Annotated in this window: 28 protein-coding genes and 1 pseudogene; 12 read left to right on the top strand and 17 right to left on the bottom strand. The window is 64.4% G+C overall.

Features of this window, described 5'->3' with window-relative positions; genetic code table 11:
* Positions 1 to 14: 14 nt before the first annotated feature.
* Positions 15 to 698, top strand: a complete 684-nt coding sequence (locus P8R33_RS08300; protein WP_278328509.1) for a sulfotransferase family protein — start codon at positions 15 to 17, stop codon at positions 696 to 698.
* Here P8R33_RS08300 and P8R33_RS08295 read toward each other — a convergent pair.
* The 5 genes and pseudogenes from P8R33_RS08295 to P8R33_RS08275 all read right to left on the bottom strand — a co-directional run bounded on the left by P8R33_RS08295 (position 677) and on the right by P8R33_RS08275 (position 6,632).
* Complete coding sequence (locus tag P8R33_RS08295; RefSeq protein ID WP_278328508.1) at positions 677 to 2,077, bottom strand: cryptochrome/photolyase family protein; 1,401 nt, start codon at positions 2,075 to 2,077, stop codon at positions 677 to 679. The genes P8R33_RS08300 and P8R33_RS08295 overlap by 22 nt on opposite strands.
* A 27-nt stretch (positions 2,078 to 2,104) precedes the next feature.
* Positions 2,105 to 3,073, bottom strand: a complete 969-nt coding sequence (locus P8R33_RS08290) for a metal-dependent hydrolase (RefSeq protein ID WP_278328507.1) — start codon at positions 3,071 to 3,073, stop codon at positions 2,105 to 2,107.
* Positions 3,074 to 3,136: 63 nt separating this feature from the next.
* Positions 3,137 to 3,546 (bottom strand): annotated as a pseudogene (locus tag P8R33_RS08285) (GxxExxY protein).
* Between the two features lie 36 nt (positions 3,547 to 3,582).
* Positions 3,583 to 4,617, bottom strand: a complete 1,035-nt coding sequence (locus P8R33_RS08280) for a 2-oxoacid:ferredoxin oxidoreductase subunit beta (RefSeq protein WP_278328506.1) — start codon at positions 4,615 to 4,617, stop codon at positions 3,583 to 3,585.
* A complete protein-coding gene (locus tag P8R33_RS08275) occupies positions 4,614 to 6,632 on the bottom strand; it encodes a 2-oxoacid:acceptor oxidoreductase subunit alpha (protein WP_278328505.1) in 2,019 nt (672 codons plus the stop codon). The genes P8R33_RS08280 and P8R33_RS08275 overlap by 4 nt, the downstream gene beginning before the upstream one ends.
* A gap of 174 nt (positions 6,633 to 6,806) precedes the next feature.
* Between P8R33_RS08275 and P8R33_RS08270 the strand changes: the two genes are divergently transcribed.
* Both P8R33_RS08270 and P8R33_RS08265 read left to right on the top strand, forming a co-directional pair.
* Positions 6,807 to 7,757 carry an alpha/beta hydrolase gene (locus P8R33_RS08270; RefSeq protein ID WP_278328504.1) on the top strand — a complete coding sequence of 317 codons (951 nt, stop codon included), beginning with the start codon at positions 6,807 to 6,809 and terminating at the stop codon, positions 7,755 to 7,757.
* A gap of 35 nt (positions 7,758 to 7,792) precedes the next feature.
* A complete protein-coding gene (locus tag P8R33_RS08265) occupies positions 7,793 to 8,230 on the top strand; it encodes an RNA pyrophosphohydrolase (RefSeq protein WP_446532506.1) in 438 nt (145 codons plus the stop codon).
* Between the two features lie 18 nt (positions 8,231 to 8,248).
* Here the strand turns inward: P8R33_RS08265 and P8R33_RS08260 are convergent, their stop codons facing one another.
* The 3 genes from P8R33_RS08260 to guaB form a co-directional block, all read right to left on the bottom strand.
* Complete coding sequence (locus P8R33_RS08260; protein ID WP_278328502.1) at positions 8,249 to 8,710, bottom strand: hypothetical protein; 462 nt, start codon at positions 8,708 to 8,710, stop codon at positions 8,249 to 8,251.
* A 106-nt stretch (positions 8,711 to 8,816) separates the two neighbouring features.
* Positions 8,817 to 9,995, bottom strand: coding sequence for an RsmB/NOP family class I SAM-dependent RNA methyltransferase (locus P8R33_RS08255; protein ID WP_278328501.1), 1,179 nt, complete (start codon positions 9,993 to 9,995; stop codon positions 8,817 to 8,819).
* A gap of 151 nt (positions 9,996 to 10,146) precedes the next feature.
* A complete protein-coding gene (gene guaB / locus P8R33_RS08250; protein ID WP_278328500.1) occupies positions 10,147 to 11,607 on the bottom strand; it encodes an IMP dehydrogenase in 1,461 nt (486 codons plus the stop codon).
* 101 nt (positions 11,608 to 11,708) lie between these two features.
* Between guaB and P8R33_RS08245 the strand changes: the two genes are divergently transcribed.
* Positions 11,709 to 11,834: a hypothetical protein gene (locus P8R33_RS08245; protein WP_278328499.1), complete on the top strand. Its 126-nt coding sequence runs from the start codon at positions 11,709 to 11,711 to the stop codon at positions 11,832 to 11,834.
* A 181-nt stretch (positions 11,835 to 12,015) separates the two neighbouring features.
* On the opposite strand, the gene P8R33_RS08240 is transcribed toward P8R33_RS08245, so the two are convergent.
* Positions 12,016 to 12,774, bottom strand: a complete 759-nt coding sequence (locus tag P8R33_RS08240) for a 3-hydroxybutyrate dehydrogenase (protein ID WP_278328498.1) — start codon at positions 12,772 to 12,774, stop codon at positions 12,016 to 12,018.
* 86 nt (positions 12,775 to 12,860) lie between these two features.
* Here P8R33_RS08240 and ypfJ point away from each other — a divergent pair, with 86 nt between their 5' ends.
* Positions 12,861 to 13,706 carry a KPN_02809 family neutral zinc metallopeptidase gene (ypfJ, locus tag P8R33_RS08235; protein WP_278328497.1) on the top strand — a complete coding sequence of 282 codons (846 nt, stop codon included), beginning with the start codon at positions 12,861 to 12,863 and terminating at the stop codon, positions 13,704 to 13,706.
* A 127-nt stretch (positions 13,707 to 13,833) separates the two neighbouring features.
* Positions 13,834 to 14,070 (top strand): hypothetical protein, encoded by a 237-nt coding sequence (locus P8R33_RS08230; RefSeq protein ID WP_278328496.1) that lies wholly within the window; start codon positions 13,834 to 13,836, stop codon positions 14,068 to 14,070.
* A gap of 119 nt (positions 14,071 to 14,189) precedes the next feature.
* Here the strand turns inward: P8R33_RS08230 and P8R33_RS08225 are convergent, their stop codons facing one another.
* Positions 14,190 to 15,893, bottom strand: coding sequence for a M56 family metallopeptidase (locus P8R33_RS08225; protein WP_278328495.1), 1,704 nt, complete (start codon positions 15,891 to 15,893; stop codon positions 14,190 to 14,192).
* Positions 15,890 to 16,279 carry a BlaI/MecI/CopY family transcriptional regulator gene (locus P8R33_RS08220; protein ID WP_278328494.1) on the bottom strand — a complete coding sequence of 130 codons (390 nt, stop codon included), beginning with the start codon at positions 16,277 to 16,279 and terminating at the stop codon, positions 15,890 to 15,892. Before P8R33_RS08220 ends, P8R33_RS08225 begins: the two co-directional genes overlap by 4 nt.
* 149 nt (positions 16,280 to 16,428) lie before the next feature.
* Here P8R33_RS08220 and P8R33_RS08215 point away from each other — a divergent pair, with 149 nt between their 5' ends.
* A complete protein-coding gene (locus P8R33_RS08215) occupies positions 16,429 to 16,989 on the top strand; it encodes an ATP-dependent Clp protease proteolytic subunit (protein ID WP_278328493.1) in 561 nt (186 codons plus the stop codon).
* Between the two features lie 26 nt (positions 16,990 to 17,015).
* Positions 17,016 to 17,657, top strand: a complete 642-nt coding sequence (locus P8R33_RS08210; RefSeq protein WP_278328492.1) for a peptidylprolyl isomerase — start codon at positions 17,016 to 17,018, stop codon at positions 17,655 to 17,657.
* Here P8R33_RS08210 and P8R33_RS08205 read toward each other — a convergent pair.
* The 5 genes from P8R33_RS08205 to sdhC are packed head-to-tail and all read right to left on the bottom strand — an operon-like array spanning position 17,654 to position 22,557.
* Complete coding sequence (locus P8R33_RS08205) at positions 17,654 to 18,541, bottom strand: glycoside hydrolase (RefSeq protein ID WP_278328491.1); 888 nt, start codon at positions 18,539 to 18,541, stop codon at positions 17,654 to 17,656. The genes P8R33_RS08210 and P8R33_RS08205 overlap by 4 nt on opposite strands.
* A complete protein-coding gene (locus P8R33_RS08200; RefSeq protein ID WP_278328490.1) occupies positions 18,519 to 19,829 on the bottom strand; it encodes a M20/M25/M40 family metallo-hydrolase in 1,311 nt (436 codons plus the stop codon). The genes P8R33_RS08205 and P8R33_RS08200 overlap by 23 nt, the downstream gene beginning before the upstream one ends.
* Positions 19,829 to 21,781 (bottom strand): succinate dehydrogenase flavoprotein subunit, encoded by a 1,953-nt coding sequence (gene sdhA, locus P8R33_RS08195; RefSeq protein WP_278328489.1) that lies wholly within the window; start codon positions 21,779 to 21,781, stop codon positions 19,829 to 19,831. The genes P8R33_RS08200 and sdhA overlap by 1 nt, the downstream gene beginning before the upstream one ends.
* Positions 21,781 to 22,167, bottom strand: a complete 387-nt coding sequence (sdhD, locus tag P8R33_RS08190) for a succinate dehydrogenase, hydrophobic membrane anchor protein (protein ID WP_278328488.1) — start codon at positions 22,165 to 22,167, stop codon at positions 21,781 to 21,783. The genes sdhA and sdhD overlap by 1 nt, the downstream gene beginning before the upstream one ends.
* A 9-nt stretch (positions 22,168 to 22,176) precedes the next feature.
* Positions 22,177 to 22,557 (bottom strand): succinate dehydrogenase, cytochrome b556 subunit, encoded by a 381-nt coding sequence (sdhC, locus tag P8R33_RS08185; RefSeq protein ID WP_278328487.1) that lies wholly within the window; start codon positions 22,555 to 22,557, stop codon positions 22,177 to 22,179.
* A 109-nt stretch (positions 22,558 to 22,666) separates the two neighbouring features.
* Here sdhC and P8R33_RS08180 point away from each other — a divergent pair, with 109 nt between their 5' ends.
* From P8R33_RS08180 to P8R33_RS08165, 4 genes are read left to right on the top strand one after another with little or no spacing between them, the layout of a single operon-like run.
* Positions 22,667 to 23,377 carry an SDR family NAD(P)-dependent oxidoreductase gene (locus P8R33_RS08180; RefSeq protein WP_278328486.1) on the top strand — a complete coding sequence of 237 codons (711 nt, stop codon included), beginning with the start codon at positions 22,667 to 22,669 and terminating at the stop codon, positions 23,375 to 23,377.
* Positions 23,367 to 24,278 carry a subclass B3 metallo-beta-lactamase gene (gene bla, locus P8R33_RS08175; RefSeq protein WP_278328485.1) on the top strand — a complete coding sequence of 304 codons (912 nt, stop codon included), beginning with the start codon at positions 23,367 to 23,369 and terminating at the stop codon, positions 24,276 to 24,278. Before P8R33_RS08180 ends, bla begins: the two co-directional genes overlap by 11 nt.
* A complete protein-coding gene (locus P8R33_RS08170; RefSeq protein WP_278328484.1) occupies positions 24,271 to 25,176 on the top strand; it encodes a 50S ribosomal protein L11 methyltransferase in 906 nt (301 codons plus the stop codon). Before bla ends, P8R33_RS08170 begins: the two co-directional genes overlap by 8 nt.
* Positions 25,173 to 25,838, top strand: coding sequence for a DUF2459 domain-containing protein (locus tag P8R33_RS08165; RefSeq protein ID WP_278328483.1), 666 nt, complete (start codon positions 25,173 to 25,175; stop codon positions 25,836 to 25,838). Before P8R33_RS08170 ends, P8R33_RS08165 begins: the two co-directional genes overlap by 4 nt.
* On the opposite strand, the gene P8R33_RS08160 is transcribed toward P8R33_RS08165, so the two are convergent.
* Positions 25,835 to 26,932: a serine hydrolase gene (locus P8R33_RS08160; protein WP_278328482.1), complete on the bottom strand. Its 1,098-nt coding sequence runs from the start codon at positions 26,930 to 26,932 to the stop codon at positions 25,835 to 25,837. The two genes, P8R33_RS08165 and P8R33_RS08160, sit on opposite strands and share 4 nt — an antisense overlap.
* Between the last annotated feature and the right edge of the window lie 6 nt (positions 26,933 to 26,938).

Raw genomic sequence — 26,938 nt, 5'->3', positions numbered from 1 at the left:
GGGAGATTAGCGGGATGGCATTGCAGATCGTCGGAGCGGCTCTGCCGCGTACCGGCACGCTCTCGCTGAAATTCGCGCTCGAAATGCTGGGCTTCGCCCGCTGCTACCACATGAGCGAGCTGATCCTGCACCCCGAGCATCGCTGGCGCTGGACCTTCGCGCGAGCACGGCCTGCGCTGCTCGATCCGCTGTGGGAGGACTACCACGCCACGCTCGATGCGCCGTCCTGCGCCCTGTGGAAGCCACTCGCTCGGCGCTTCCCGCAAGCGAAGGTCATCCTGACGCGGCGCGATCCGGAACGGTGGTACGAATCCGTAATGGAAACCGTCGGCAGTCCGGATCACGTCCGCTTCATGCTCCGCTCGCCGCTGGCACCGGCGGCGCTGGCCAATCCGCCCTTCGGTCTGCGGCTCGAACGTCAGGCGATGATCCGGCATTTCGAGCGCTATGGCGACGAGGTCCGCAAGACCATCGCAACCGATCGTTTGCTGGAGTTCGAGGCGAAAGACGGGTGGGAGCCGCTGTGCCGGTTTCTCGGAGTGTCGGTGCCCGATCGACCCTTCCCGCACGTCAACGACCGCGATGCGATGAACGCGGCCGCCGCGGGCATGGATTTCTCGCAACTGACCTTAGCCGACGTGCAGCAAGCCACCCGGCGCTTCCTCGATACCCAGCGTCAGTCCTTGCTGTCACGATAGGCCTGCAACGCTCGCTCGCGGGCTTCCTTGTGGCCGATCAGCTTTTCCGGATAGTCGTCCGGTCGGTGCTCGTCGTCGGGGTCGTGGATGTGTTCGTCGTCCAGATCGGCAAGTTCCGGCACATATTCGCGAATGTACTCCGCCGCGTCGAACTTCTCGCTCTGGCTGAGCGGAGCCATGATGCGCGGGAACATGTTGCTGTCGACGCCCGTGCCGCTGACCCACTGCCAGTTGGTGCCGTTGCTGGCGTAGTCGCCATCGACCAGCGTGTCCCAGAACCAGCGCTCGCCATGCCGCCAGTCGATCAGCAGGTGCTTGATGAGGAAACTGGCCGCGATCATGCGGACGCGATTGTGCATCCAGCCGGTCTGCCATAGCTGGCGCATGCCGGCATCGACGATCGGATAGCCGGTCTGCCCCTGCTGCCACGCCTCCAGTTCGGACTGGATCACGTGCCCGCGATTGGGATTCCGCCACAGCGTCTGCTCGTCGTAATCGCGGTAGCTTTCTTCGGGATACTTCGGGAACTGGCAGATGACGTTCTGTGCATAATCGCGCCAGATCAGCTCCTTCTCGTAGACCTGCCACCCGTCGGAGCGCATGTCCTTCATGCGGTGCCAGATGCTGACCGGCGAGATTTCGCCCCAATGGAGGTGCGGGGACATCTTGGAGGTCGCATCCTCGCTCGGCAGATTGCGCCCGTCGTCATAGCCGCCGACGTGATCGGCCCACCAGTCGAGCCGCTCGTGCGCGGCATCCTCGCCCACGGTCCAGAAATCGCGCAGGCCGCCTGCCCAATCGGGCTTGGTCGGCAGCAGCTCCCAGTCGGAGAGGTCGTCGCTTTCCGGCATGTCGGAGGGCTGCGAGATCGTGTCCGGCTCCGGCAACTCGTCGCGCGGGGGCAGCAGCTCTTTCACCGCCCGCATGAAGGGCGTGTAGATCTTGTAGGGATCGCCGCCGCCGGTGCGCGCCGTTCCGGGGGGCAGCAGGTAGTTCCCGTCGTGCAGAACCAGCTCGCACTCGCTATCCTTCAGCGCGTCGTGCAGGTCTTCCTCGGCCTCGCGGTGCCAGGGTTCGTAATGGCGATTGGCGTGGATCGCGCTCGCGCCGGTTTCCTGCGCGATGCCCTGCAGCACGGAGACACTGTCGCCCCGGCGCAGCACGATCTGCGCATTGCGTCGGCCATAGCTTTTCGCGAGGTCCTTCAGCGAATGGTGCAGCCACCAGCGATGCGCCCCGCCCAGCTTGCGGTCGCCCGCGCGCTCGTCGTCGAGGATATAGACCGGGATTACCGGCCCTGCCTGCGCGGCGGCGTGGAGCGCGGGCTGGTCCTTCAGGCGCAGGTCGCGCCGCAGCCAGACGATTTGTGGTGAAGCCATGAAATCCCCTTTTGCGAGGCAACGGGACTATCGCGCGGGAAGTTCCTCGCACTGCACATCGGGCAGCTTTACAGTAAAGCGGTCACGAGCACGCGGATCGTAGAAGCGTGCGTCGCGCAGCAATACTGAGCCGTCGAGTGCCCGCTCGGCGAATGGCGCGCGGGACCAAAAGAGGAAAGCCGACGGCTCGTTCGCCGTGGGAGCGGCAGTTGGCAAATTGGGCACTTCGCATTCGCCAACGAAATCTATGAATTGGGCATCTTCGGTAGTGCTCGTCAAATTCAAGTCCTGTCTTTCGATGGCCGGATTAACGATGGCATATCTTCCATCACGACCAAGGATCATCTCTCGCTCCCAAAACCAGAACGGAACGGGACTGGCGATCACTTGCTGGCCAGCCACATCACCGTCACGCGTTTCCATAGCAGCTGTAATCGCTCCATTCACTCCTATATACGCCAGCGCCACACTCAGCGCCACGCGCGCAGGCCGTCGCCACTCCCCGCCCCGCTTCTCGCGGCGGAGCGAGAACCAGGTCGCGAAGCCCATCAGCGCCCACAGCCAGACGTCGATGATGAACAGCGTGTCGCCGTAGAACCAGCGGCTGGAGAACGGCTCCAGCAGGCGGATGCCGTAGACGTTCAGCCAGTCGAGCGCCGGATGCGTCAGGCAGCCGATAAAGCCGAGCAGGTAGAGCCATTTGAAGCTCACCGGCAGCCGTGCGGCGGGCCGTGTGCCGCGCTTCGCCTGCCAGCGGTCGAACCCGTAAAGCAGCCCCGCCAGCACCAGCGGCAGCAGCAGCCAGGCGGGCGGACCATGCGTGATCCCGCGCCGGAAGCCGAGATGCTCCACCCCGTCGAGCCACAGGAAGCATGCCGCGTCCACGTCGGGCAGGTTCGCCCCGATAATCAGCGCGGGCATGGCGAGGCCGGTCTTCCGCTTGAGCCCCGCCTGCCCGATCAGCGCCCCGACGAGGGAGTGGGTGAGGTTATCCATTTGACTCTCTCAAACGCTGAGGTGAAGCAGTGGTTCGCGCTAAGCAACCAAGACACAAAGAGTTCATGGTCTGGTCCAGCCGCTGTGATAGTCATTAGCAATGCGCCGGATACCGGATTTAAAGGTTGGCAAGCCGAAGTTTATTAGAAGTCCCAGCGGCAGGTTCATCACCCGCAAGTAGGTCATGAGCTGCTTCGCATGGACTGGTTGATGCTGCTCGGTCGATTTCAGCTCTACCACAGCCGATTGTTCACGAGCAAATCGGCCTTGAATGCGTTGTCAATGACAACGCCTTGATATTTAAGCGGGACAGTCACCTGTCGAGCAACCTCAAGGCCACCGTTCCGCAGCAAGTTGAACATCAATTGCTCATAGGCGTTTTCGAGAAGACCCGGCCCAAGATCACGATGCAGGCGGTAGCCATAATCGACAACGATCTTGGCCACTCGCTCGAGTGCGTCATCGCGCGGCATCTTCGTGCCTTACTGTCTTAGTGCGCGAAATTAGGATTAAACCGGATCCTGCGCCGTCCCACTGACCGTCCAGGTCTGCCCCGTGCCGAGCAGCTTGGCGAGGTTCGCTTCCTTGCCCGCGCTGGCCCGCTCGCGTTCTTCGGTCACCGCATCCTCGAAAGTCGGACGCGGATCGTCATAGAGCACGCCGAGCGCCATGGGGAACGGACCGAAGGGCATTTCGATCAGCATGTGCGCGACCGAGCGGTTGGTGACGTCGTGAACGATCACGCCCGCGCTTTCCCAGTCGCCGCCTGTCACATCGACCACTTCGAGGCCGAGCGTCTCGCGATTGAGCGCAAGGCCCTTGGTGTCCTTGGCGAACAGCATGGGCTTGCCGTTTTCAAGCCACAGCTGGCGATCCTCCGCCCCCTTCGGAGCGGCGAAATCGTCGAACACATCCTTGTTGTAGACGATGCAGTTCTGGAAGATCTCGATAAACGCCGCGCCCTTGTGCGCATGCGCCGCCTTGAGCACGTCGGGCAAATGCTTCGACACATCGAACCCGCGCCCGATGAAGCGCGCCCCGCTGCCGAGCGCGAAGGCCGCCGGGCGAGCCGGGTGATCGTAGCTGCCGATCGGGGTCGAGGGCGACTTGGTCCCCTCGCGGCTGGTCGGCGAGGCCTGACCCTTGGTGAGGCCGTAGATCTCGTTGTTGAACAGCATGATCTGCATGTTCACGTTGCGGCGCAGGACATGCATCAGATGGTTGCCGCCGATGGAAAGACCATCGCCGTCGCCCGTCACCAGCCAGATGTCGAGTTCCGGATTGGCGAGCTTCGCCCCCGTCGCAAAGGCCGGCGCGCGGCCGTGGATGGTGTGGAAGCCGTAGCTCTCGATGTAATAGGGAAAGCGGCTCGAACAGCCGATCCCGCTGATAAACACCGTGTTCGCCGGGTCCGCCCCCAGCTGCGGCAGCGTGCGCTGCACCGCCTTGAGAATGGCATAGTCGCCGCACCCCGGGCACCAGCGAACCTCTTGGTCGGTTTCCCAGTCCTTGAGCGTGGTTTCGATCTTAACGGGTGCGTTCATTGGTTTACTGCCTCGGAATCGGTGGCTTTGCCCGAAGGGGTTGCATCATCGCCGTGATAGGGGGCGTCGGGATAAGACCCATCGTCATGACCTGCTTCCAGATTGGGAAGCTGCTGGTCGTTCACTGCGACCTCCCCGCCCTCATTGCCTTCGATGCCGTCGAAATATTTCGCGATTTCCGCTTCCAGCTCGGCGATCTGGAAGGGCTGGCCGCTGGTCTTGGTGAGCGGTTGCGCATCGACGAGGAACTGGTCGCGCAGCACGGTCTTGAACTGGCCGGTGTTCATTTCCGGCACCAGCACATGGTCGAAGCCCTTGAGCAACTCGCCCAGATTCTTCGGCATTGGCCAGATATGGCGCACGTGGATGTGGCTGACCGAGCAACCCTTGGCGATGCTGCGGCGCACGGCCTGGTGGATCGGGCCGTAGGTGCTGCCCCAGCCGACCACGGCGAGCGTGCCGGACGTATCGCCCAGCGCGACCTCCTGATCGGGGACGGCGATGTTCTCGATCTTGGCCTTGCGCAGGTCGGTCATGCGCTGGTGGTTGTCAGGCGAATAGTCGATATTGCCCGTTTCCTCGTGCTTCTCGATCCCGCCGATGCGGTGCATCATGCCGGGTGTGCCGGGCTTGATCCACGGGCGCGCGCCCTTTTCGTTGCGCTTGTACGGCAGCAATTGCTCGCCGCGCGGTTCGGTGAGGAATTGCGCGGGGAACGGCTCGAAATCGGCCGGGTTCGGCACCTTCCACGGTTCGGCGGCATTGGCGATATAGCCATCGGTCAGCAGCATGACGGGTGTCATGTATTCGGTCGCGATGCGGCAGGCCTCGATGGCCACCTCGAAAGCGTCCGACGGGCTCCGCGCGGCGATCACCGGCATGGGCGCGTCGCCATTGCGGCCATAGACCGCCTGATAAAGGTCGCTCTGCTCGGTCTTGGTGGGCAGCCCGGTGCTCGGCCCGCCGCGTTGCGAATTGACGATCACAAGCGGCAGCTCGGTCATGATGCCGAGGCCGATGGCTTCCGTCTTCAGTGCGATACCAGGGCCGGACGAGCTGGTGACGCCCAGCTGCCCGGCATAGCTCGCCCCGATGGCAGCGCAGATCGCGGCGATCTCGTCCTCTGCCTGGAAGGTCGTGACGCCATACTCCTTCAGCCGCGCTAGGTGGTGCAAGATCGCGCTGGCGGGCGTGATCGGATAGCCACCGAAGAACATCGGCAGTTCGGCCAGCTGCGCGCCCGCGACCAAGCCAAGCGACACCGCTTCCGCGCCGGTAATCGTGCGGTAGAGCCCGGGCTCGCTCTGGACCGGCGGCATTTCCATCTGGCGCATCGGACCGGACAGCTCCGCCGTTTCGCCGAAGGCATGGCCGGCATCGAGCGCGGCGATATTCGCATCGGCGATGTCGGGCTTGGACTTGAACTTGGCCTTCAGCCAGTCGTGGATCGGCTGGCGTGAGCGACCGAACATCCACAGCGCGAGGCCCAGCGTCCACATATTCTTCGAGCGCAACGCATCCTTGTTGCCGAGGCCGAAGGGTTTGACCGCCTCGATCGTCTTCTCGCTGATGTCGAAGGCCAGCACGTCGTATTTCGCGAGGCTGTCGTCCTCCAGCGGATTGGCTTCGTAATGCGCCTTGTCGAGGTTCCGCTTGGTGAAGGCACCGGTGTCGGCGATGATCAGGCCGCCGGGCTTCAGCGCCGCGAGGTTCACTTTCAGCGCCGCCGGGTTCATCGCCACAAGCACATCGGGCGCATCGCCCGCCGTGTTGATCTGCCGGCTGCCGAAGTTGATCTGGAAGGCGGACACGCCGAACAGCGTGCCCTGCGGCGCGCGGATTTCGGCGGGGAAATCGGGGAAGGTCGCAAGGTCGTTGCCCGCCAGTGCGGTCGACAGCGTGAACTGGCCGCCCGTCAGCTGCATTCCGTCGCCCGAGTCCCCGGCAAAGCGGACGACGATGGCATCGGGGGTGGAGGACGCGGAGTCCTGCGGCGTGGTGGCGGCTGTTGCCATCCGTAAATCCTTGTCTGGCACGCATGATCCGCGCGCCTTTTCCATTGGGGAGCCGCACCTAGGAGGCACCCCATCCTCTCGCAATCAAGATTCTCTGCTAGCGAGAAAATCCACGGTGGAAAAGCGCAGCCGATACGGTAAGTCTCGAAACGCAACGAGAATGGGAGAGAGATGATGGCAGACACCGAACACTATGTCCGAGACGATGTGCGGGGTTTCCTCGATATGCTGGAGCAAATGGGCGGACAGGGCGTCGAGGAAGTCGGCGCGGTCGAGGGTCGCCAGCAGATGAAGGCGCTGGGCGCCGTGGCCGAAAGCGAGCCGCGCAAGCTGGCTGTGATCAGGGACCTCACCTGTCCCGGGCCTGCGGGTGAAATCCCGCTACGCTTCTACGACACGAAAGAGAGCCGCGAGGCCGGGCCTTGCGTGATCTTCATCCATGGCGGCGGCTTCGTGATCGGCGATCTCGACGTGTACCACGCGCTGTGCAGCGAGATTTCGCATCACCTCGATCTGCCGGTGGTGTCGGTCGACTATCGCCTCGCGCCCGAACACACCTTCCCCGCCGCGCCCGACGATTGCGAAGCGGCGGCCCGTTGGGTCGCATCATCCCCCGCCGGGCTCGGCCGCGAGATCACCGGGCTGGTCATCACCGGCGACAGCGCGGGCGGAAACCTCACCATCGTCACTACCAACCAGCTGATGAACGAGCCGGCGGATGCGCCCGTGATCGTGCAGGCCCCGATCTATCCGGTGGCGAGCGACGTATCGCAGCACTCCAGCCTTGCCGCCTTCGCGGAAGGCTTTCTGCTGACCGGCGCGGCGATGAGCTGGTTTACCGAGCAATATGGCGGAGATGCCAACGATCCGCGCCACACGCCGATGGTCGGCGACTGCTCGAACACGCCACCGACCGTCGTCTGCACCGCCGGGCTCGACCCCTTGCGCGACAGCGGGCGCGAATACGCCTCGCATCTCGTCAGCCTGGGAACCGAAGTCGTCTATCTCGAATTTCCGGGCATCATTCACGGTTTCACAACCCTGCGGAAGGCAATCCCGAGCGGACAACGCGATCTGGAAGCCTTTCTCGACGCTACCAAACTGATGGTGGAGCGCTACAAGTGAACGAACCGCTTGCATACCGGCCCTGCGTGGGTGTGATGCTGGTGAATGCCCAAGGCAAGGTCTTCGTGGGCCGCCGCATCGACAACAAGGAAGGCGATTGGTGGCAGATGCCGCAGGGCGGCGTCGACGAGGGCGAGGATTTGCAGGAAGCGGCCTTTCGCGAACTGGCCGAGGAAACCGGCGTGCGCGCAGAGCACATCACCCTGCTCGACAGCACGAAAGAGCCGATCCGCTACGACCTGCCCGAGGAACTCATGGGCAAGCTGTGGGGCGGCAAATATCGCGGGCAGGAGCAGGTCTGGTATCTCGCCCGCTTCTCCGGAACCGACGCCGACGTCGACCTCGAAGCGCACGATCCACCCGAATTCTGCGACTGGAAATGGGCCGATCCGGAAGACCTGCCGGAGCTGATCGTGCCGTTCAAGAAACGCGTCTACCGCGCGGTGCTGGACGCGTTCCGGGAGTTGGTCTGAACGTCAGTCAGCCAGCGGTCAGTTGGACTGCGGCTGCGGTTCCAGAGTAATCGTCGCCTCGGCGGTCTGCACCGCTTGTTTCGGGCCGATCGCCAGCGCGGCGGCGAGTTGCTGCGTTTCGGGGCAAGTCTTGCCGCACGCCGATTCCAGCCGCGCGAGATTGGCGCGGGCCTTTTCCAGCGCGCCCTTTTCGAGCAGCGCCTCGCCCTCGCCCGATATTGCCGCGTAATTGCGCGGTTCACGGTTCAGCACTTCGCGGTAATAACGGATCGCCTTGCCCTGCATCTGGTCGGCCCGGGCCGCCTCGGCGAGGCGCAGGTAGAGCGGCGTGTAGCCCGGATCGACGACCAGCGCGGCCTCGTAAGCATCGATCGCGCCCTGTACGTCGCCGCCCTGAAGCGCAGTCTGCCCTTCGGCGATCAGCATCGCTGCGCGCGGATCGGGATCGCGCTCCGCACTCCAACCCACGCTGGCCGTCATGGCGAGAGCCAGGGAAAGGGCAGCGGCGGCTGGGGCAAAGCGCATTATCGTCTCCATAGGGGATCGGCGTGCAGGGGCTGACGTTTCGGCCATGACACGCGTGGTATCATGCCCTTCCTGCACAGGCGATGAAAAATCCGTCGGTTCCATCGTGATACGGCGTGAGACGCACCCCGTTCCCACGCGGGCGGCCGGCAGGCAGGGCCGGAGGCTGAGCGTCGAGATCATCGTGCCGCGCCAGGAAGGCATCGAACTGGTCCGCGCCCTCCTCGTCCAACAGCGAGCAGGTGACGTAGACGATGCGTCCGCCGGGCCGCACGAGCTCTCGCGCCAGATCGAGCAGATAGGCCTGCACCTCGGCAAGGCGTGCCAATTCAGCCTCGTCCAGTCGCCAGCGCGCTTCGGGATTGCGCCGCCATGTGCCTGTGCCCGAGCACGGCGCATCGACCAGCACCGCATCGGCCTTGCCCATCAGTTCGGACAGCGCCTCGCGTTCCTTCTTCGGATCGAGCAGGCGGGTTTCGATGTTGGTCGCGGCCGCCCGCTCCGCCCGCGGAGCGAGGCGCGACAGGCGGTTGCGATCGGTATCGGCGGCTATGAGCGTGCCGAGATTGTCCATGGTCGCAGCGAGCGCGAGCGTCTTGCCGCCCGCCCCGGCGCACAGGTCGATCACCATCTCACCCGGCTGCGCGCCGACCGCGAGGCAGGCGATCTGCGAGCCCGTGTCCTGCACTTCGATCCGACCGTCGCGGAACGCCTCCCATTGTTCGACCGGCGTGCCGGGTTCGAGCCGCAGGCCGTTCGGCGCATCGGTGGGGTGGCTTTCGACCGGCAGCTGGAAACTCGCGCGATCGGCCTTGAGTGTGTTCACCCGCAGGTCGAGCGGAGCGCGGTCGAGCAGCGCTGCGGCATCGTCACCCGCGATCTGCGAGGCGGCGAGCTTCCGCTCCAGCCATTCGGGCGCGATCCCGCCTCCTGCTGCCGCCTCATCGGCACCGAGCGCAGGCGGCCCGTATTTCGATCCGTCGAACAGCGGCGCGATAGTCGGATCGACCTCTGCCAATCGCAACATGGCTGCCCTGCCCGTTACCGGCACCGGTCCGCAGGCGCGGATGGCGCCGAACACCAGCTCGCGAATGGCGCGGCGGTCCTTCGATCCGGCAAAGCGGTTATTGCGGAACCATTCAGCAAGGATGCGATCCGCCGGCGCGCCTTTCGCACGCGCCGACGCGATGATCGCGTCCAGCAATTCGATAGCGGTCTGGACCCGCGCGGCAGGCGTCATGCCTCTCCAACTCCGCCTAGGCGAAGCATCGCCAAGGTTCCGTATCCTCTCCGGCAAGCGGAGAGGAGGATTGACGTTCTTTCCTCTCCCATTTCGGGAGAGGATGGCGGAGCTTGCTTCGGCACGGAGCTAGCGTAGCCTGGAGAGGGCATCAGCGCGTCGGATAGTTCGGTGCCTCGCGGGTGATCGACACGTCGTGGACGTGGCTCTCGGTCAGGCCCGCATTGGTGATGCGCACGAATTTCGCCCGCTTGAGCTCTTCGATCGTGGCGCTGCCGGTATAACCCATCGCCGCCTTGATCCCGCCGACGAGCTGGTGGACCACCGCGCTAGCCGGCCCCTTGTAGGGCACCTGCCCCTCGATGCCTTCGGGCACCAGCTTCTGCTGGCTGACATCGGCCTGGAAATAGCGGTCGGCGCTGCCGCGGGCCATCGCGCCGACGCTGCCCATCCCGCGATAGGCCTTGTAGCTGCGGCCTTGGTAGATGAACGTCTCGCCCGGTGCCTCTTCCGTACCTGCGAGCATCGAACCGATCATGATCGTCGAGGCTCCGGCGGCTAGCGCCTTGGCCGCATCGCCGCTGGTCCGAAGGCCGCCATCGGCAATCGCGGGCACCCCATGCTTTGCAGCTTCCTCGACGCAGTCCATGATCGCGGTGAGCTGGGGCACGCCGACGCCGGCGACCACGCGCGTGGTGCAGATCGAACCCGGCCCGATGCCGACCTTTACGGCATCCGCGCCCGCCCCTGCCAGCGCCTTGGCGGCCTCGCCCGTCGCGATATTGCCGGCGATCACCTGCACGCTGTTCGACAGCTTTTTCACCCGTTCGACCGAGCGCGCGACATCCTTGTTGTGGCCATGCGCGGTGTCGATCACGACCACGTCCACCCCGGCGTCGATCAGCGCCTCGGTCCGCTCGAACCCCTTGTCGCCCACTGTCGTCGCAGCGGCGACGCGCAGGCGGCCCTGCTCGTCCTTGGTCGCTTCGGGATAGGCGACCGCCTTCTCGATATCCTTGACCGTGATCAGGCCGACGCAGCGGCCGTTGTCGTCGACGACCAGCAGCTTCTCGATCCGGCGCTGGTGTAGCAGCTTGCGCGCCTCGTCCTGCCCGGTGCCGAGCGGCACGGTGGCGAGGTTGTCGGTGGTCATCAGTTCCTTGACCGGCTGTCGCGGATTTTCGGCGAAGCGCACGTCGCGATTGGTCAGGATGCCCACCAGCTTGCCGCTGCGGTCGGTCACGGGAATGCCGCTGATGCGGTTCTTCGCCATGATGTCCTGCGCCTCGCCCAGCGTGGCATCGGGATTGATGGTGATCGGATTGACCACCATGCCGCTTTCGTAGCGCTTCACGGCGCGAACGGCGGCGGCTTGGTCCTCGACTTCGAAGTTGCGGTGCAGCACGCCGATCCCGCCGAGCTGCGCCATGGCGATCGCCATATCCGCCTCGGTCACCGTGTCCATCGCGCTGGAGATCACGGGGATATTGAGTCCGATCTCGCGGGTCAGCTGCGTGGCGGTTTTCGCCATCGACGGCAGGATCTCGCTCTCCGCCGGAACCAGCAGGACGTCGTCGAAAGTAAGGCCGAGGGGAATGTCGAATTTTGCCACGTGAAGAATCGCCTGCCGGGAGGAATGTGGCGGCCCATGTAACGACGGTTCCGGATTATCGCTAGTGCCGATCCCGCGCTACTTGCCGTCGGGAGCGGTAGATGATCAGCCTCACAGCGACCATCACGGCTCCGAGCGGAAACATCAGGCGGATCATCTGCGGCTGCCAGCTCCCGTCCGCGGCCGTAAACGATGCCGTCGGCAAGGCTATGCCGAAGTACCAGTAAACCTGGTCCGGCTGCGACAATACCATCGCGCCGCCCCCGACTCCGACCAAGGCAAGGACCGCCCAGAACGGTTTCCAGGGCAGCCCCGGTTCACGCAGCGCCGCAGCTAGAGCCGCTACGCTCGTGAGAAGGCTGGCCGCCATAGCGGCGAAAAATGCTATCTGGGTTCCGGACAGAAGGGCTACTCCGCCGTCCAGCCGCCGTCCACGCTCCAGTTGGCGCCGTTGACGTTCTGCGCCTCGTCGCGGCAGAGGAATGCAGCGAGTGCGCCGACTTCCTCTGGCTGGACGAATTTCTTGGTCGCCTGCTTCACCAGCAACACGTCGTTGATCACCTCCTCGCGGGACAGCCCGCGAGCTTTCATCGTGTCGGGGATCTGGCCCTCGATCAGCGGGGTCCAGACATAGCCGGGGCTGATGCAGTTGGCGGTCACGCCATGCTCGGCAAGTTCCAGCGCAATGGTCTTGGTGAAGCCTGCGATGCCGTGCTTGCTGGCGTTGTATGCGCTCTTGAACGGGCTCGCGACCTTGGAATGGGCACTGGCGGTGTTGATGATCCGCCCCCAGCCCTTCGCCTTCATTCCGGGTACGGCCAGCCGCGTCGTGTGGAATGCGGCGGTGAGATTCAAGGCGATAATGAGGTTCCACTTGTCGACCGGGAAATCCTCCACCGGCGAGACATGCTGGACGCCCGCATTGTTCACCAAAATGTCGATTGGGCCCGCATCGGCCATCATCGCTTCCACCGCAGCGACGTCAGTCAGGTCCGCTCCGAAATGCGCCGCGCCGCCCAGTTCTTCGCACAGGGTCGCGATCTCGCTCTCGTCGCCGAAACCGTTGAGGATCACCTCCGCCCCCTCGCCATGCAGCGCCCGCGCGATGGCGAGGCCGATGCCGCTGGTCGATCCGGTGACGAGCGCGCGCTTACCTTGAAGAAACATTTGGGCCTCCGGGCGTTGTAGTGACAATGCGACGGCCATTGCGCACAAGGGGTGCGCTGTAAAGCGGCCAGACTTTGGGGGAAGCGATGCGTCTCAATCCGTTCGACACCAGCAAGATCGATGTGGGCAGTGCCGGGGGCGGCGTCGGCAAGGCGGGCGGTCTTGGTTGCGGCACGATTATCATCGCTGCCTTGGGATACTTCGTGTTCGGACTCGACCCGATGCAGACCGCCGCGACCGTCGAGAGCGTCCAGCAGAGCCAGGCCTCGCAAGAGCCGGGTACGCAGGACGAACAGGCGCTCTGCACGTCGAACCAATACGCCACCGAAACCTGCAATGCATTGCTTTCGCTGAACGAAACCTGGTCGCGGACTTTCCAGGAGCAAGGCTTTGGTGAGAAGTTTCAGGAACCCGGCTTGCGTTTTGCCAGCGGACGCTTCCAGACCGAGTGCGGTCCTGCGTCCAGCGGAATGGGTCCGTTCTACTGCCCCGCCGATCAGCGCATATATATCGACACGAGCTTTTACGACCAGCTGGCGCAGATGGCGGGCAACGAGGGCGACTTCGCGCGCCTCTATGTCGTTGCGCACGAGTACGGCCACCATATCCAGACCATCACCGGCATCTCCGGCCAGATCCGCAGCGCGCAGCAGCAGAACCCGCGCCGGGCGAACCAGCTCAGCGTGCTGATGGAACTGCAGGCCGATTGCTATGCCGGCGTCTGGGCCGGCAAGAACCGCAACCTCATCGAGCCGGGCGACATCGAGGAAGGCATGCAGGCCGCTGCCGCCATCGGCGACGACCGGCTGACCGGCGGGCGCGTCTCCAGCGAGAACTTCACTCACGGCACCAGCCGCCAGCGCAGCGAGGCGCTACGGCTCGGCTTGCAGGGCGACGACCGCGCCTGCGACAACATCACCAACGTCGGCTGAAACTGGCTTCGTTCGTACGCCTCCCCTACAATTGAAGTAGGTCAGCTTCGTTATTACCCGTGCGTCCATAGTTCCTAATCTCCACGACGGTCTCGCATTCGAGACCGATCCGAGAAGGAGAGAAACCATGGAAATTCTTATCGATGAAGAGGCGGAGCGCATCTGCGGTGGAATGACGCTGGAACCCTATGATCCCAGTCAAATCTGCGCCTATAGCGGGGGACCCGACGCTCCCGTTCAACCGCAGCGAAGCGATTATTCTGCCGGGGCAGGTGGCGATTTCGCTTACCGCTATGACTTCGCAGTCTATCGCAACTACATGGTCGAAAACGGGACCGAAGGCTGCATCACGGTCGGCATGTGATCGTGTCGGCTCGATGAGCTTATGCCTGTCCGAAAGGTCGGCGGCAGTTCCGGCTGCCGCCGTCTTTCCAACCCCTGGTCGGACGGGAACGCCCGCCGCTGGCGTAATTGGTGGGCTATTCAGCGGGAAAGTTCAGCAATTTCCGCGTCGAGGTCGCGCAGCACTTCGCGGCGCGTCTCCGCGGACAGATTGGTGCTGTGCGCAATGCCCGCCCGCGCCTGCTTCAGCGCCTTCAGCGCAAGCCGGTCGCCCGCCGTTTCACAGATATACATCGTCACGCGGCCGTCGCGGCCCTCGATGGTGGTGACCGGCGCATCGGGATAGCGGCAGGATTCCACGACTTCCGGCACGTGGCGCATCGCCAGCTCGACCGATTTCTCGATGTGCTCGATCTCTGCATCGCTCATTGCGTAGGCGTGCGCTTCGGCGCGGTCCTGCCGGGCGACGGCATGCTGCACGCGCCCTTCGGCCCATTGCTTGCGACCTTCCGCCCACTGGATGCGGCCCTCAACCCATTGCTTGCGGCCCTCGGCATAGGCAAGCCGGCCGCGCGCCCATTCCTTCCGGCCCTCTTCCCAATCCTGGCGAGCTTCGCGCATCTCGCGCTGCTGCTCGTCGCGCCATTCGCGGCGCTCCTCCTGCCGCTCCAGCCGCTGCTCGCGCAGCTCTTCACGCAGTTCCTCGCGTTCTTCGTTCGACCACCCGGGGGCTTCGGGCGGCTCGGGAGCCAGCGGCGCTTCCGGCGGCAGAGGTGCATCCGGAGCCGGCGGGGCCAACGGTACTTCGGGCAGGAAAGCCGCAACGGCCTCCCCATCCTCGGCGGGTGCGGCAGTCGCGCTGGCATAGCCGATGGACGCGGTCATCGGCAGGGCCAGCAGCGAAGCGGCAATGGCGGACCGCGCAACCATGCGGCGGCGGGGTGTAACGTCTTCCATGGACAAATTCCTCAAACGGTGAATGATGGATTTGTCCCCCAAAACCGGACACGCCATCGGGGCAGCGAGCGCGGGGCGCGGCGCGGCCTGCGGGCGGCGTGCAAAATCGGCGATCACTCCGGCGTAGACCGCTCGCTCTTCGCGAGGACGAGCGGCGACGACGCGGGCGTCGCAAGCAGCTTCCTGGTCGCGGCGCAATGCAGTCCAGCCCATATATCCGAGCGGATTGAACCAATGCGCGGCGAACAGCGGCTGCAAGAGTATGTTGGCGAGCAGGTCGTGCCCGCGATGATGGGCCAGCTCATGCTCTATCGCGAGATCGCGGGCGACGCGGTCGCGCGCGGTCATGAAACCCGACGGCAGCGCAATCACCTTGTCGAGCACGCCGAAGGCGAGCGGGCCCGAGATCGCGGGCGTTTCGACCAGGCGGATTTTCCCGACCTCGCCCACCGGCACCGCGTCTTCCAGCAACTCCTCGCGCAGCCGGGCATAAAGCCAGAAGCGGCGAACGAGGAAGGTGCTCGCACCGAGCAGCCAGATGACCGCCAGCGGCGTGATGAAATCGGTCGGCTCGGGCAACGAGTGCAACGGCGCCGCCATCTCCGCAGCCGGAAAGGCAGCGAACTGCGGCTCCGCGGCTGCCCCCGGCTCGAAAGCCATCGGCTCGACGGTGGGGGCCAGTGTCGTCGGGGCCATCCAGGCGGGCAGCGTCATCGGCGGGATGATCAGGCGCAGGGCCGGCAGGGCCCACAGCGCATAAGCCGCACCTGCCCCCAAATGGCGCGCAACCGGCCGGCGAACCAGTAGCACCAGCGCAATCAGCGCGCCTGTCCACAACAGCGTATCGAGCAGGAACCAGTCCCAATATTCTCGCAACAGCTCGGTCATTTGCGCATCTCCCTCAAGAGCGCTTCGATCTCGTCGAGATCCTTGTCGCTGAGCGCCTCGTTCTCCGCGAGATGCGCGAACAGCGGGGCCGCACGGCCGCCGAACAGGCGTTCGACGAGGCGGCGCGATTCAGTGCCGACATAATCGGACCGTTCGATGAGCGGGTGGTAAAGGAACTTGCGGCCCAGCGGCTCCGTACCCAGCACGCCTTTCGACACCAGGCGGCTCAGCAGCGTCTTGACGGTCGGCATGGACCAGTCACGCTGTGCGCAGACCCGGTCGCACACATCCGATGCACTCATGGGGCTGTTTTCCCACAGCACTTCCATCACCGCATGTTCGGCTTCGCTGATCCGGTCACCGGGCGCTTCGTCGCGCTTTGCCATCCATCTGCTCCCTGAGCGTATTCTGTACGATTACGCCTGTAGCCAGTTCGACTACGCATGTAAACCTTTTATGCGGATGGCATAGCATGGAACACAGTTCGGGGCGGAACGCTAAGCCCATGCGATCTACAAAAGGACCAAGCGAGCCGATGAACGACACCGACCGCCAGAAAATCCTGACAGCGCCGCAACTGCGACTCATCGGTAGCGTGGACGAGGCGATGTATGCCGAGTTCCGCAACCAGCTCAGCGCTGCGCCGCAGGATGGGCCGCTGGTCATTGCCATGACGACCTTGGGCGGCAATCCCGAAGTGGCCCGCGCCATGGCAGACGACGTGCGGCTGATCCGCGATGCCGGGCGGACGATCTATTTCCTCGGCAAGGCGGCGGTCTATTCCGCCGGGGCGACTTTCATGGCGGGATTTCCGATCGAATGCCGGTATTTCACCAAGGGCTCGAGCATTCTGCTGCACGAGCGGCAGATCGCCAAGACGATCAATCTCAACGGGCCCTTGAGAAGCTGCATCGCGCAATTGAAAGCCGCGCTGAACGAGATCGAGCATTCGATCGAGATCGAAGAAATGGGCTTCCGCGAGATTACCGAAAACTCCGAAGTGGATTTCGAGGAGGTCCGCGAGAAGGCACCGGACAATTGGTACATCCCTTGCGAGGAAGCAGCCGAACGCGGGCTGATCGCGGGTGTGATCTGAATGTCCTGCGTGGCATGATGCGCGGCATGACAAAACGACTCGCTCTTGCTGCCCTAGCCCTGTTCGCCGCGCCCGTCGCCGCGCAGGACGCCGACACCGATGCTCTCCCCGCTCCCGCGACCGAACTCGTCGTGCTGGAGACGACCGCGGGCGACATCACTGTGGAACTGGAGACGGAGCTGGCACCGGTCACGGCGGCCAATTTCCTGCGTTATGTCGACGAGGACCGGTTCGACGGCATCGTTTTCTATCGCGCAATGAGTCTCGATTATGGCGAACCGCCGAACGGACTCATCCAGGCAGGCACGCAGAACGATCCCGACCGCATCCTCCCCGGCATCGCGCATGAGCCGACCAGCGAGACCGGCCTCAGCCACACCGATGGTGCCCTGTCGATGGCGCGGCTCGACCCGGGCACGGCGACCGGCGATTTCTCGATCATGATCAAGGACCAGACCGGTCTCGACGCGATGCCCGATAGCGACGATCCCAACGAGCGCGCGGGCTACGCCGTGTTCGGCTATGTCGTTGACGGGATGGACGTGGTGCATGCGATCCACGCGATGCCGACCGATCCCGACAAGGGCGAAGGCTGGATGAAAGGCCAGATGCTGGCCGAGCCGGTGGTGATCGTCGACGCGCGGCGGGTGGAGCAGCCAACCGACTAACACTCCTCGGCGGTATTCTCCGGCGGCGGTCCGGGCGGGACGCGCGCCGGGTGCTGCCAGAACGGGTCGCTCTCGAGGCGATGGCTGTCGCCATAAGCCTCGGCTAGGGCGGCGTAGAGCTGCGGATCGTAGGCGGCGAGGTTCTGGTGGTTCAGGATGCGCCGCCCGTCGAAGGCTTGCAGGCGGTTGGAATCGAACCAGAACTGCGTGCCTTCCGCCCAGTACTCCTGGATGGTCGTGGTCGTGTATTCGTTGAGCCAGAGATCGGTCGCGAGCGCACTATCGTATGCCTCCTGCACCCGCGCATAGAGTGCCGGATCGGTCGCGTGGATCGCGAACAGGACATTGTGCGCCATCTCATGGACAAAGATCGTTTCGCCGAAATAGCGGCTGACGGGAAGGCCGAGCACGTCCTCTTCCGAACCGACCGTCCGCTCCCCCCCGATAGCACGGGCGCGGTTGTCCCAATATTCGCGATCCGAAAGCCGCCCGATGCGCGTGTCGTAGAGCTTGCGTTCGCAGCGGGTCAAGCGAGGATCGTCGAAGGCCGGCTTGGTCCAGTCGGCATTCTCCGGCAGGTCGAGCAGCGCCTCGTCCACCGCCATGATTGCGACGCGATAGTCATTCGCCGCGAGCCATTCGGCGAGTTCGGGCCGATGCGCGAACATCCCTCGCGTTATGTCGCGGGCGGCAAACAGCGCCTCGTCAGGCACTTTGGCGGAGGACAGGATCGGAATGCCCCGCGCGGTGACCTGCTTGGTGTAGAAAGGCGGCGCGCTCAGCTCGGGCGACGGCGCTGTCGGCCCGGTCGCGCAGGACGACAGCGCGGCAGCGAGCAACAGCGCGATGGCGCCGCGCCTCCTAGTCGCGCGGCTGCCGGGCAAGCCTGCCAACCAGGATCGCGGTGCGTTTGGCCTGCCGCGCGATTGTCGGCAGGTCTATGTATTCGCCCTCAGCATGGCTGCCGCCCCCGCCCGGTCCCATGCCAGCCAGCCCATCGACATAGGGCGCGACGAAACTGATGTCCGCAGCGCCGCGACGCGAAGGCGGATAGGGTTTCTGCTCGTCCAGTCCGAGATCGGCATTGATGCGATTGAGTTGCGATAGGAGGTCGCGATTGCCGTCGGTCGGGGCCATCGGCGGGTAGCGCGATTCGAACTCGAACTCGGCGCTGGTACCGGGCAAGTTGTCCGCCACGATGGCACGCATCTTCGCCACGATCCGCTCGTCCTGCTCGGGCGTCAGCGTGCGGAGATCCCCGCGCGCCACGGCGACGGAGGGAATGACGTTGGTTTTGCCTACACTGGTGGCGGATAGTTCGTCGTCAGCCAGCTCGGCAGGGGTGCCGCCGGCAAGAAGGCCGACGTTGAAGGTCGCGTTTTCTTCCGGCAGTTCAGCCCGAAAGCGGTCGAGAATGCGAACCATCTCGTAGACCGCGCCGTAGCCGGAACTTTCGGAGAAAATGCCGGAGCTATGACCACTGGCCGACCGCGTCGTCAGGGTCCAGTTGGACGAAGACCGTCGCGCGATCACGCCCGCATCCTTGCCGTCGAGCGTCGACAGCCCTTCGAAGCCCAGCGCGATATCCGCCCATTGCCCCGCTTCGATCAGGTCGCGGCGGGCCTCATCTAGCGGGTCGCCCGCGTCTTCCTCGTCGCCTGTGAGGGCCACCACGATATTCGTGCCCTCAAGCGTTCCGGCGGCCTCCATGGCGCGCAGGGCCGAGAGGATCACGATGACCCCGCCCTTGTCGTCGAGGATGCCCGGGCCGACTGCGCGGTCGCCATCGCGCACGAAGCCGGTGAAGGGGGAGGACGGTTCGAACACCGTATCGAGGTGCCCGATCATCAGGATACGCTTGGTGTCGGGATCGCCGAGACGACGCGCGAAGAGGTGCCCCGCACGGCCCGCCGCCGACTGGTCGATCCATTGGACCGTGAAGCCCAGCTCTTCGAACGCCGGCATCAACATATCCGCGACGGCCTTCACGCCTTCGTGGTTATGCGTGCCGGAATTGATGCGGGTAATTTTCTCGAGCGCGTTCACGTCGCGCTCGAAGCCTGCATCGACAGCCTGGACGGCGACCTGTTCGGGCGCGGAAAGCTGCGCCGATAGCGGGCTGGCAAGCAGGGCTGCTGCAATCGCGCCCGCTGCCAGTCCCGCGATCCGCATCAATACACCCGCTTCTTCGGCTCGATATATTTGATGTCGTCGGTCAGCGTGTATTCGTGGACCGGACGGTAGTCGATCTTTACGCCACCGCCGTTTCCGCCCCAGCCGTCGAACCAGGCGATGGTGTGCTTCATCCACTCGGCATCGTTGCGCTCGGGGAAGTCCTCATGCGCGTGGGCGCCGCGGCTTTCCTTGCGGTTCTCGGCACTCGCCATGGTGACATTGGCCTGCGCCATGAGATTATCGAGCTCGAGCGTTTCGATGAGATCGCTGTTCCAGATCAGCGAGCGGTCGAAGACCTTCACGTCCTCCATACGCTTGTTGATCTGTTTGAGGTTCTCGACACCCTCGGCCATCAGCTTGCTGTCGCGGAAGACTGCCGCGTGGCGGGTCATGGTCTTCTGCATGTCGGCGCGCAGCGCCGCAGTCGGCGTGTCGCCGTCGGCATAGCGGAAGTGGTCGAGGCGGCTCAGCGACATTTCGGCGCTGTCGCCGGGCAGCTCGTCATGGCTGGTGCCGGGCTTGATCAGGTCGCGCAGGCGGTGGCCCGTCGCACGGCCGAACACCACGAGGTCGATCAGCGAGTTCGAGCCGAGGCGATTTGCGCCATGGACCGACACACAGGCCGCCTCACCGACGGCGAACAGGCCCGGCACGATCTTTTCCGGATCGGACTTGTCGCCCGCCATCACCTCGCCATGGAAGTTACAGGGAATGCCGCCCATGTTGTAATGCACCGTCGGCGTCACCGGCAGCGGCTCGCGCGTCAGGTCGACGCCGGCGAAAATCTTGCCGCTCTCGGTAATGCCCGGCAGGCGCTGGGCGAGCACGGCGGGATCGATGTGGTCGAGGTGGAGGTAGATGTGGTCCTTCTCCGGCCCGACACCGCGCCCTTCGCGCATCTCCAGCGCCATCGAGCGGCTGACGACATCGCGCGATGCGAGGTCCTTTGCGCTCGGGGCATAGCGCTCCATGAACCGCTCGCCCTCGGAATTGGTAAGGTAGCCGCCCTCGCCGCGCGCGCCTTCAGTAATCAGCACGCCCGCGCCGTAGATGCCAGTCGGGTGGAACTGGACGAATTCCATGTCCTGCAGCGGCAGGCCTGCGCGCAGCACCATGCCGCCGCCGTCGCCGGTGCAGGTGTGGGCGCTGGTCGCGGTGAAGTAGCAGCGGCCATAACCGCCGGTCGCCAGCACCACCGCCTTGGCGCGGAAGCGGTGGATCGTGCCGTCGTCCAGACACATCGCAATCACGCCGACGCAGACCTTGCCCTCGGGCGTGTCCTTCATGATCAGGTCGAGCGCGAAATACTCGATGAAGAAGTCCGCATCGTATTTCAGGCTCTGCTGGTAGAGCGCGTGCAGCATGGCGTGGCCGGTCCGGTCGGCGGCGGCGCAGGTGCGCTGCACCGGCGGGCCCTCGCCCATGTTCTGCATGTGTCCGCCGAAGGGGCGCTGATAGATCGTGCCGTCGTCGTTGCGGCTGAAGGGCACGCCGGCGTGCTCCAGTTCGTAAACCGCTTGCGGGGCCTCGCGCACGAGATATTCGATCGCGTCCTGGTCGCCGAGCCAATCGGACCCCTTGACGGTATCGTACATGTGCCACGACCAGTGGTCGGGCGAGTTGTTGCCAAGGCTGGCCGCGATGCCGCCCTGCGCCGCCACGGTGTGCGAGCGCGTCGGGAAAACCTTGGTGATGTTCGCCGTCTTGAGGCCGCTCTCCGCCGCACCCATGGTTGCGCGCAAGCCCGAACCGCCCGCGCCGACGACAACCACGTCATAGGTGTGCTCTGTGATCGGGTAGGCTGCCCCGCCCTTGCGCGACGTGCCCGGGGAAGATCCCGGCGTGGCTGGAGCCGTATTGGGGGACTGGTTGGCGCTGCCTGCGTCTCCGGTGTTCGTATCGTCCCGCCCGCCATGCGGGGGAGACGCGTCGTTTGATCCGGATGCCATCAGGAATTTCCTCCTAGCGCGATACGCGCAATCGAAACGAGACCGAATGCCGCGCCGCCGACTGTAACGATGTTCAGTATGGCAAGAGCGGCGAACTTGTTGCCCGGGGTATGAACGTAGTCCTCGATTAGAACCTGCAGGCCCAACCGTGCGTGCCAGAACGTGTTGACGCATATTAGCGCAAGCGCTGTTGCAGGCAGGACCTGCGAAGCCCATCCCGCCATCGTGGCGAACCCGTATTCCGGTAGCAGGGCGAGACTGACCGCAAGGAAAAGCACCAGCACGATGTTCCCGACAGCGGTGAAACGTTGTGCCAGCCAATGATGCGCGCCTTCATGGGCCGAACCCAGCGCGCGAACGCGACCGATTGGAGTACCTTTGTTCATGCTAGCAACTCACTTGAGAAGGATTAGAGCCCAGAAACCCGCTGTCATCACGATACCAAGCAATGGAGCAAGAGTTGCCCAGGTCTTATTGGTGTCCAGTTCATAACCAGCGCCGACATCCATAACGAAATGGCGTATCCCGGTCGCCAGATGGCTGAAGAAAGACCAGGAGAGACCTACAAGCACGACTAAGCCCAAAGGCGAACCCATCGCTGTTTCGAATGCCGCATAGGCTTCGGGCCCGGCAGCCAATGCACCGAGCCACCACAGAAATACGCCAAGACCGACGATGGCAAGTCCGTCGCCAGTAATGCGGTGGAGGATGGAAGCCGCCATGTGCGGGCCCCATTTCCAGATTTGCAGATGTGGCGCCATTGGCCGGTTTGCCATGTATTCTCACCCGAAAAGCTGACGTGTTGCGCTCCACTTAGCGAAGTGCGCGCTCTGCGCAAGGCACGCGGCCTCGACAAGTGCTGCAAATTTCCGAATAGCGTGATGCATGACATGCATTTTGCTCACAGGCTCATCGCGCGGAATCGGCGCAGCGGCCAAGACTCTGCTCGAAGGCCGCGGCGTGAAAGTCGTCGGCCAGGCGACTTCCAGCAACACTGTCGACACCGTGCCGGCGGACTTCACCGATCCCGGCGCCCCCCACGAGCTGTGGGAAGCCGCGCTCGCCCGAGCGGGCGGAGAAATCGACGTGCTGGTCAACAATGCCGGGCTGTTCGATCCCAACCCGCTGGACCGGTCGGACATCGAATGGCTCGATGCATGGGAGGATACGGTGCGCATCAATCTCACCGCCGCCGCGCAGCTGAGCCGCTTCGCCGTGCGCCACTGGCAGGAACGCGGGGTCGGTGGCCGGATCGTCCACGTCGCTAGCCGCGCGGGCCATCGCGGTGATTCTCCGGCGCATTGGCATTATGCTGCTGCGAAGGGTGGAATGCTCGCCATGCACAAGACGATAGCGCGCCAATATGCAAGCGAAGGCATCCTGAGCTTCGCAATCACCCCGGGCTTTACCGACACGGCGATGGCGGGCGACTATCTGGAAAGCCGAGGCGGGCCGGGTCTGCTCGCCGACATTCCGCTCGGCCGCGTCGCAGAGCCGGAGGAGATCGGCAAGCTGATCGAATTCTGCGCGCTCGACGCGCCGCCCAGCATGACCGGCGCGACACTCGATGCCAATGGAGCCAGCTATGTTCGCTAGAGCCGCTGCGGTCGTTGCCCTGCCGGCTTTGCTTGTGTCATGCGCACCGCCGATCCAGACCCCCGATCCCCTCCCCGAGCCGGAGCAGGTCACAATGGCGCAATGGGCCAACCTGTGCGAGCCGTGGGACGATTGGGACAAGGCCGCCCCGCCCTTTCATATCTACGGGTCCACTTATTATGTCGGTACATGTGGTATTGCGGCAATCCTGGTCGCAGGGCCAACGGGACACATCCTGATCGACAGCGGGACAAGAGCGGGCGCCGAAACCGTTCTTGCAAATGTCGGCAAGCTCGGCTTTCGCCCGAATGAAATCGCCACGATCGTCCACAGCCACGAACATTTCGACCACGTCGGCGGTTTCGCCTTGGTGAAAGAGGCCAGCGGCGCGCATATCGCGGCTTCAGCGGCTGCCGCAGAAGTCTTGCGATCCGGCGTGGTCGGCAGCGACGATCCGCAAGCCGGCATGCATGATCCGATGACAGCCGTCACGGTCGACGTCATTGTTGGCGATGGCGACCCAGTGCGCACCGAAACCGCAACGCTGATCGCGACGGCGACCCCCGGTCACAGTCCCGGAGCAATGAGCTGGCAATGGCAGGACTGCGAGGCTGAAGCCGGATGCAAGACGATCGTCTATGCGGACAGCCTGTCTCCAGTGAGCCGGTCCGACTATCGTTTCTCCGACAATCCGGACTACCTTGCTGCTTACCGTCGGGGTATCGATCGCCTGCGTACGCTGGATTGCGACATATTGATCACGCCGCACCCATCGCACAGCAACATGATCGAGCGGGCGGCCACCGGCACGCTCGCCGGAGGCATGAGCTGCGCGGCCTATGCCGACGCCAAGGCAGAGGCGCTTGACAAGCGGCTCGCGGAGGAAGCGGCCGGTGGCTGACAGCTGGAAGATCTACGCCGAGTGCTCGAAGGACCAGGCAACGGCTGCGCTCGTCGCGTATGAAGAGGACCTCGACTGGCCGGCCGATTGGGTAGTGACCGGAATGGAGGTCGCCGACCACCTGCCGGACGATTGGACCTTCGAAGTCTATTTGGACCGCAAGCCCAAACCAGCCGACATAAAGCGCGTCGCCGCCCTTTTCGAAGGCAAGGCACCCGCGCTGATCGTCGAGAAACTGCCCGACACCGACTGGGTCGTCGAGAGCCAGAAGGGCGTCGACCCGATCCGCGCGGGGCGCTTCCATGTCCGCACGCCGGAGCATGCGGCCGACCCCGAGCTGGTCGATTTTGTCATCCCCGCCAGCCAGGCCTTCGGGACCGGCCAGCACCAGACCACCGCTGGCTGCCTCGCCATGCTCGACCTGATGAAGCGCGCAGGCATGGCGGCGCGCAATGTGGCGGACATCGGCACCGGCACCGGCCTTCTGGCTTTCGCCGCATTGCACCTGTGGCCAAATGCCAAGGCGACCGCGTCTGATATCGATGCCGTCTGTGCAGGCGTCGTCGCCGACAATTGCGAGCTCAATGGCATTCCCCAAGGGGCCGGTCCGGGTGCGCTGACGATGGTGATCGCCGATGGCATGGCCGATCCGCTGCTCGAAGCGCGCGGACCGTACGATCTCTTCATCGCCAATATCCTCGCGGGCCCGCTGGTCGAGCTAGCGCCCGAATTCGCCGCGGCGATGGCACCGGGAGCGAACCTGTTGCTGGCGGGTCTGCTGGAAACCCAGGAGGCTCAGGTCCGCCGTGCCTATCGCGCGCTCGGCTTCCGACTTGCGCGGCGGCTGGTAAACGGCGACTGGTCGATTCTCTGGCTGCGCAAGAGCCGGGTGCGGTGACACGCCCGCTGCGCTGGCTCGCGTGGCTGCTGGGCGTGCCGCTGGCGCTCACGATCCTCTTCCTGCTCGGCGCATGGATCGGCAGTTCGATCCCGCGTAACGGCGACTGGGCCGAGCCTACCCAAGGCGTCGAGATCCTCATCGAGACCAACGGCATCCACACCGGGATCGTGATGCCGCTGGTCACGCACCAGAAGGACTGGCGCAGCGCTTTCCCGGCAGCGGACCTCGGGAACCCGTACCGCCCCTATACCCATGTCTCTGTTAGCTGGGGCGAGCGCGAAGTCTTCCTCAATACGCCGACCTGGGCGGACCTCACCTTGGGCACGGCGATCGGCGCAGCCTTCGGCGGCGACGGCCTGCTTCATGCGGCGCACTATGTCCGCCCCGCACCGTCCGCCGACATCCGCCCGCTGCGCATTACCGAAACGCAATATGCCCGCCTTGTGGCTGAGATCGAGCGACAGGTTTTGCCGCCCGACCGGCGCAAGGTTCATGCAGGCTATACAAGTTACGACGTGTTCTACGATGCTCCCGGCACCTACCACCTCGGCAATACCTGCAACCAGTGGACCAGCGACACGCTGGCCGCGGCAGGCATCAGGACGGGGTGGTGGACGCCTTTGTCGGGCGGCGTGATGAAATGGGTTCCGCAGCTTTAGGTGGCGTTGGCCGCGGCTGCGTATTCGCGGTTTTCGTACGTCTCGATGGCCTGGACGACCTCGTGCATCATGCCCATGCGGGCCGCATAGGATGCGCGTGTCCGGGCAATGAGCACGGCGACACCATACTGGTTGCCGCCGTTGGAGGTGACGACCCCGACATCGTTGTAGCCCGACTGCTCGCCATCGAAGAACTGGCCGGTGCCGGTCTTGTGTGCGATCGACCATCCCGGTGGCAGGCCCCCCTTCAGCCGGTTCGGCCCGCTGCGCGTCTCGCTCAGGATCTGAAGCAGATATTCGGTCGACACCGACGACAGCAGTTCACCGCGCACCAGGCGGCCCAGGGCTAACGCGATGCCTTCCGCAGTCGCCCCGTCGATCGGATTGGCGAGATAGCTCTCGAACGCGCTTCGGCGCACCGCATCGGGCACCATGTCGCGCGCTTCGTAGAAGCTGTTGCCATAGCTGTAGGACTGGTTCCACGTCAGCCCCGCGATAGCGCTCTGCTTTGTCCGCTCGTCGAGCCCGAAGCGGACGCCTTCGATGTCGCGATCCGCAAGGAATTCCTCGACTTCCTCCGGCCCGCCGACACGGCGCAAGATGCGATCGTTGGCCGTGTTGTCGCTGCGGGTCAGGGCGCGGTCGATCAGCTCGGCATAGTCTGAACTGAACATGCCCTGCGTGCGCACGATGTCGCGGATCGGCTGGTGGAACAGCGTGAGGTCTTCGCGCCGTATCACCACCCGCTCGCCAAGGTCCAAATCACGCTCGTCCGCCTGGGCGAGAGCAGTCATCGTCACCCATAGCTTGCTGACGCTCTGCTGCGGCAGCATCGCCTCGCCGTTGGCAGACGCCATCCGGTCCGCCGCGATATCGTAGACCGCGATCCCGACCTCGCCCGGGAAGCGTTCGGCGATCTCTTCCAGTTCCAGTTCGAGCTCGATCTGCGCAATGGAGCGCGGCTGCTCCTCGCTCTCTTCCTGCGCGGCGATAGGCGCGTTTTTTTCCTGCTGCGCGCGCGGCAGCCATGTCACGAAAATCGCGAGGGCAAGCACAGGCAAGAGTAGGAAAACGAAACGGAAATAGCTGGTCACACTGTC

The sequence above is a fragment of the Qipengyuania flavescens genome, from assembly GCF_029688735.1.
In the GTDB taxonomy this organism is placed as follows: domain Bacteria; phylum Pseudomonadota; class Alphaproteobacteria; order Sphingomonadales; family Sphingomonadaceae; genus Qipengyuania.
This window is presented reverse-complemented; position numbering and strand designations above follow the sequence as displayed.

Coding starts and splice junctions, on each gene's coding strand:
- P8R33_RS08210 (WP_278328492.1), top strand. CDS start 17,016: ATGACAAAACGACTCGCTCTTGCTGCCCTAGCCCTGTTCGCCGCGCCC.
- P8R33_RS08295 (WP_278328508.1), bottom strand. CDS start 2,077: ATGGCTTCACCACAAATCGTCTGGCTGCGGCGCGACCTGCGCCTGAAG.
- P8R33_RS08225 (WP_278328495.1), bottom strand. CDS start 15,893: ATGACCGAGCTGTTGCGAGAATATTGGGACTGGTTCCTGCTCGATACG.
- P8R33_RS08180 (WP_278328486.1), top strand. CDS start 22,667: ATGACATGCATTTTGCTCACAGGCTCATCGCGCGGAATCGGCGCAGCG.
- P8R33_RS08220 (WP_278328494.1), bottom strand. CDS start 16,279: ATGGCAAAGCGCGACGAAGCGCCCGGTGACCGGATCAGCGAAGCCGAA.
- bla (WP_278328485.1), top strand. CDS start 23,367: ATGTTCGCTAGAGCCGCTGCGGTCGTTGCCCTGCCGGCTTTGCTTGTG.
- sdhC (WP_278328487.1), bottom strand. CDS start 22,557: ATGGCAAACCGGCCAATGGCGCCACATCTGCAAATCTGGAAATGGGGC.
- P8R33_RS08200 (WP_278328490.1), bottom strand. CDS start 19,829: ATGCGGATCGCGGGACTGGCAGCGGGCGCGATTGCAGCAGCCCTGCTT.
- P8R33_RS08260 (WP_278328502.1), bottom strand. CDS start 8,710: ATGACGGCCAGCGTGGGTTGGAGTGCGGAGCGCGATCCCGATCCGCGC.
- P8R33_RS08265 (WP_446532506.1), top strand. CDS start 7,793: ATGCTGGTGAATGCCCAAGGCAAGGTCTTCGTGGGCCGCCGCATCGAC.
- P8R33_RS08255 (WP_278328501.1), bottom strand. CDS start 9,995: ATGACGCCTGCCGCGCGGGTCCAGACCGCTATCGAATTGCTGGACGCG.
- P8R33_RS08270 (WP_278328504.1), top strand. CDS start 6,807: ATGGCAGACACCGAACACTATGTCCGAGACGATGTGCGGGGTTTCCTC.
- P8R33_RS08290 (WP_278328507.1), bottom strand. CDS start 3,073: ATGGATAACCTCACCCACTCCCTCGTCGGGGCGCTGATCGGGCAGGCG.
- P8R33_RS08300 (WP_278328509.1), top strand. CDS start 15: ATGGCATTGCAGATCGTCGGAGCGGCTCTGCCGCGTACCGGCACGCTC.
- ypfJ (WP_278328497.1), top strand. CDS start 12,861: ATGCGTCTCAATCCGTTCGACACCAGCAAGATCGATGTGGGCAGTGCC.
- P8R33_RS08245 (WP_278328499.1), top strand. CDS start 11,709: ATGATCAGCCTCACAGCGACCATCACGGCTCCGAGCGGAAACATCAGG.
- P8R33_RS08280 (WP_278328506.1), bottom strand. CDS start 4,617: ATGAACGCACCCGTTAAGATCGAAACCACGCTCAAGGACTGGGAAACC.
- P8R33_RS08275 (WP_278328505.1), bottom strand. CDS start 6,632: ATGGCAACAGCCGCCACCACGCCGCAGGACTCCGCGTCCTCCACCCCC.
- P8R33_RS08240 (WP_278328498.1), bottom strand. CDS start 12,774: ATGTTTCTTCAAGGTAAGCGCGCGCTCGTCACCGGATCGACCAGCGGC.
- P8R33_RS08230 (WP_278328496.1), top strand. CDS start 13,834: ATGGAAATTCTTATCGATGAAGAGGCGGAGCGCATCTGCGGTGGAATG.
- sdhA (WP_278328489.1), bottom strand. CDS start 21,781: ATGGCATCCGGATCAAACGACGCGTCTCCCCCGCATGGCGGGCGGGAC.
- sdhD (WP_278328488.1), bottom strand. CDS start 22,167: ATGAACAAAGGTACTCCAATCGGTCGCGTTCGCGCGCTGGGTTCGGCC.
- P8R33_RS08215 (WP_278328493.1), top strand. CDS start 16,429: ATGAACGACACCGACCGCCAGAAAATCCTGACAGCGCCGCAACTGCGA.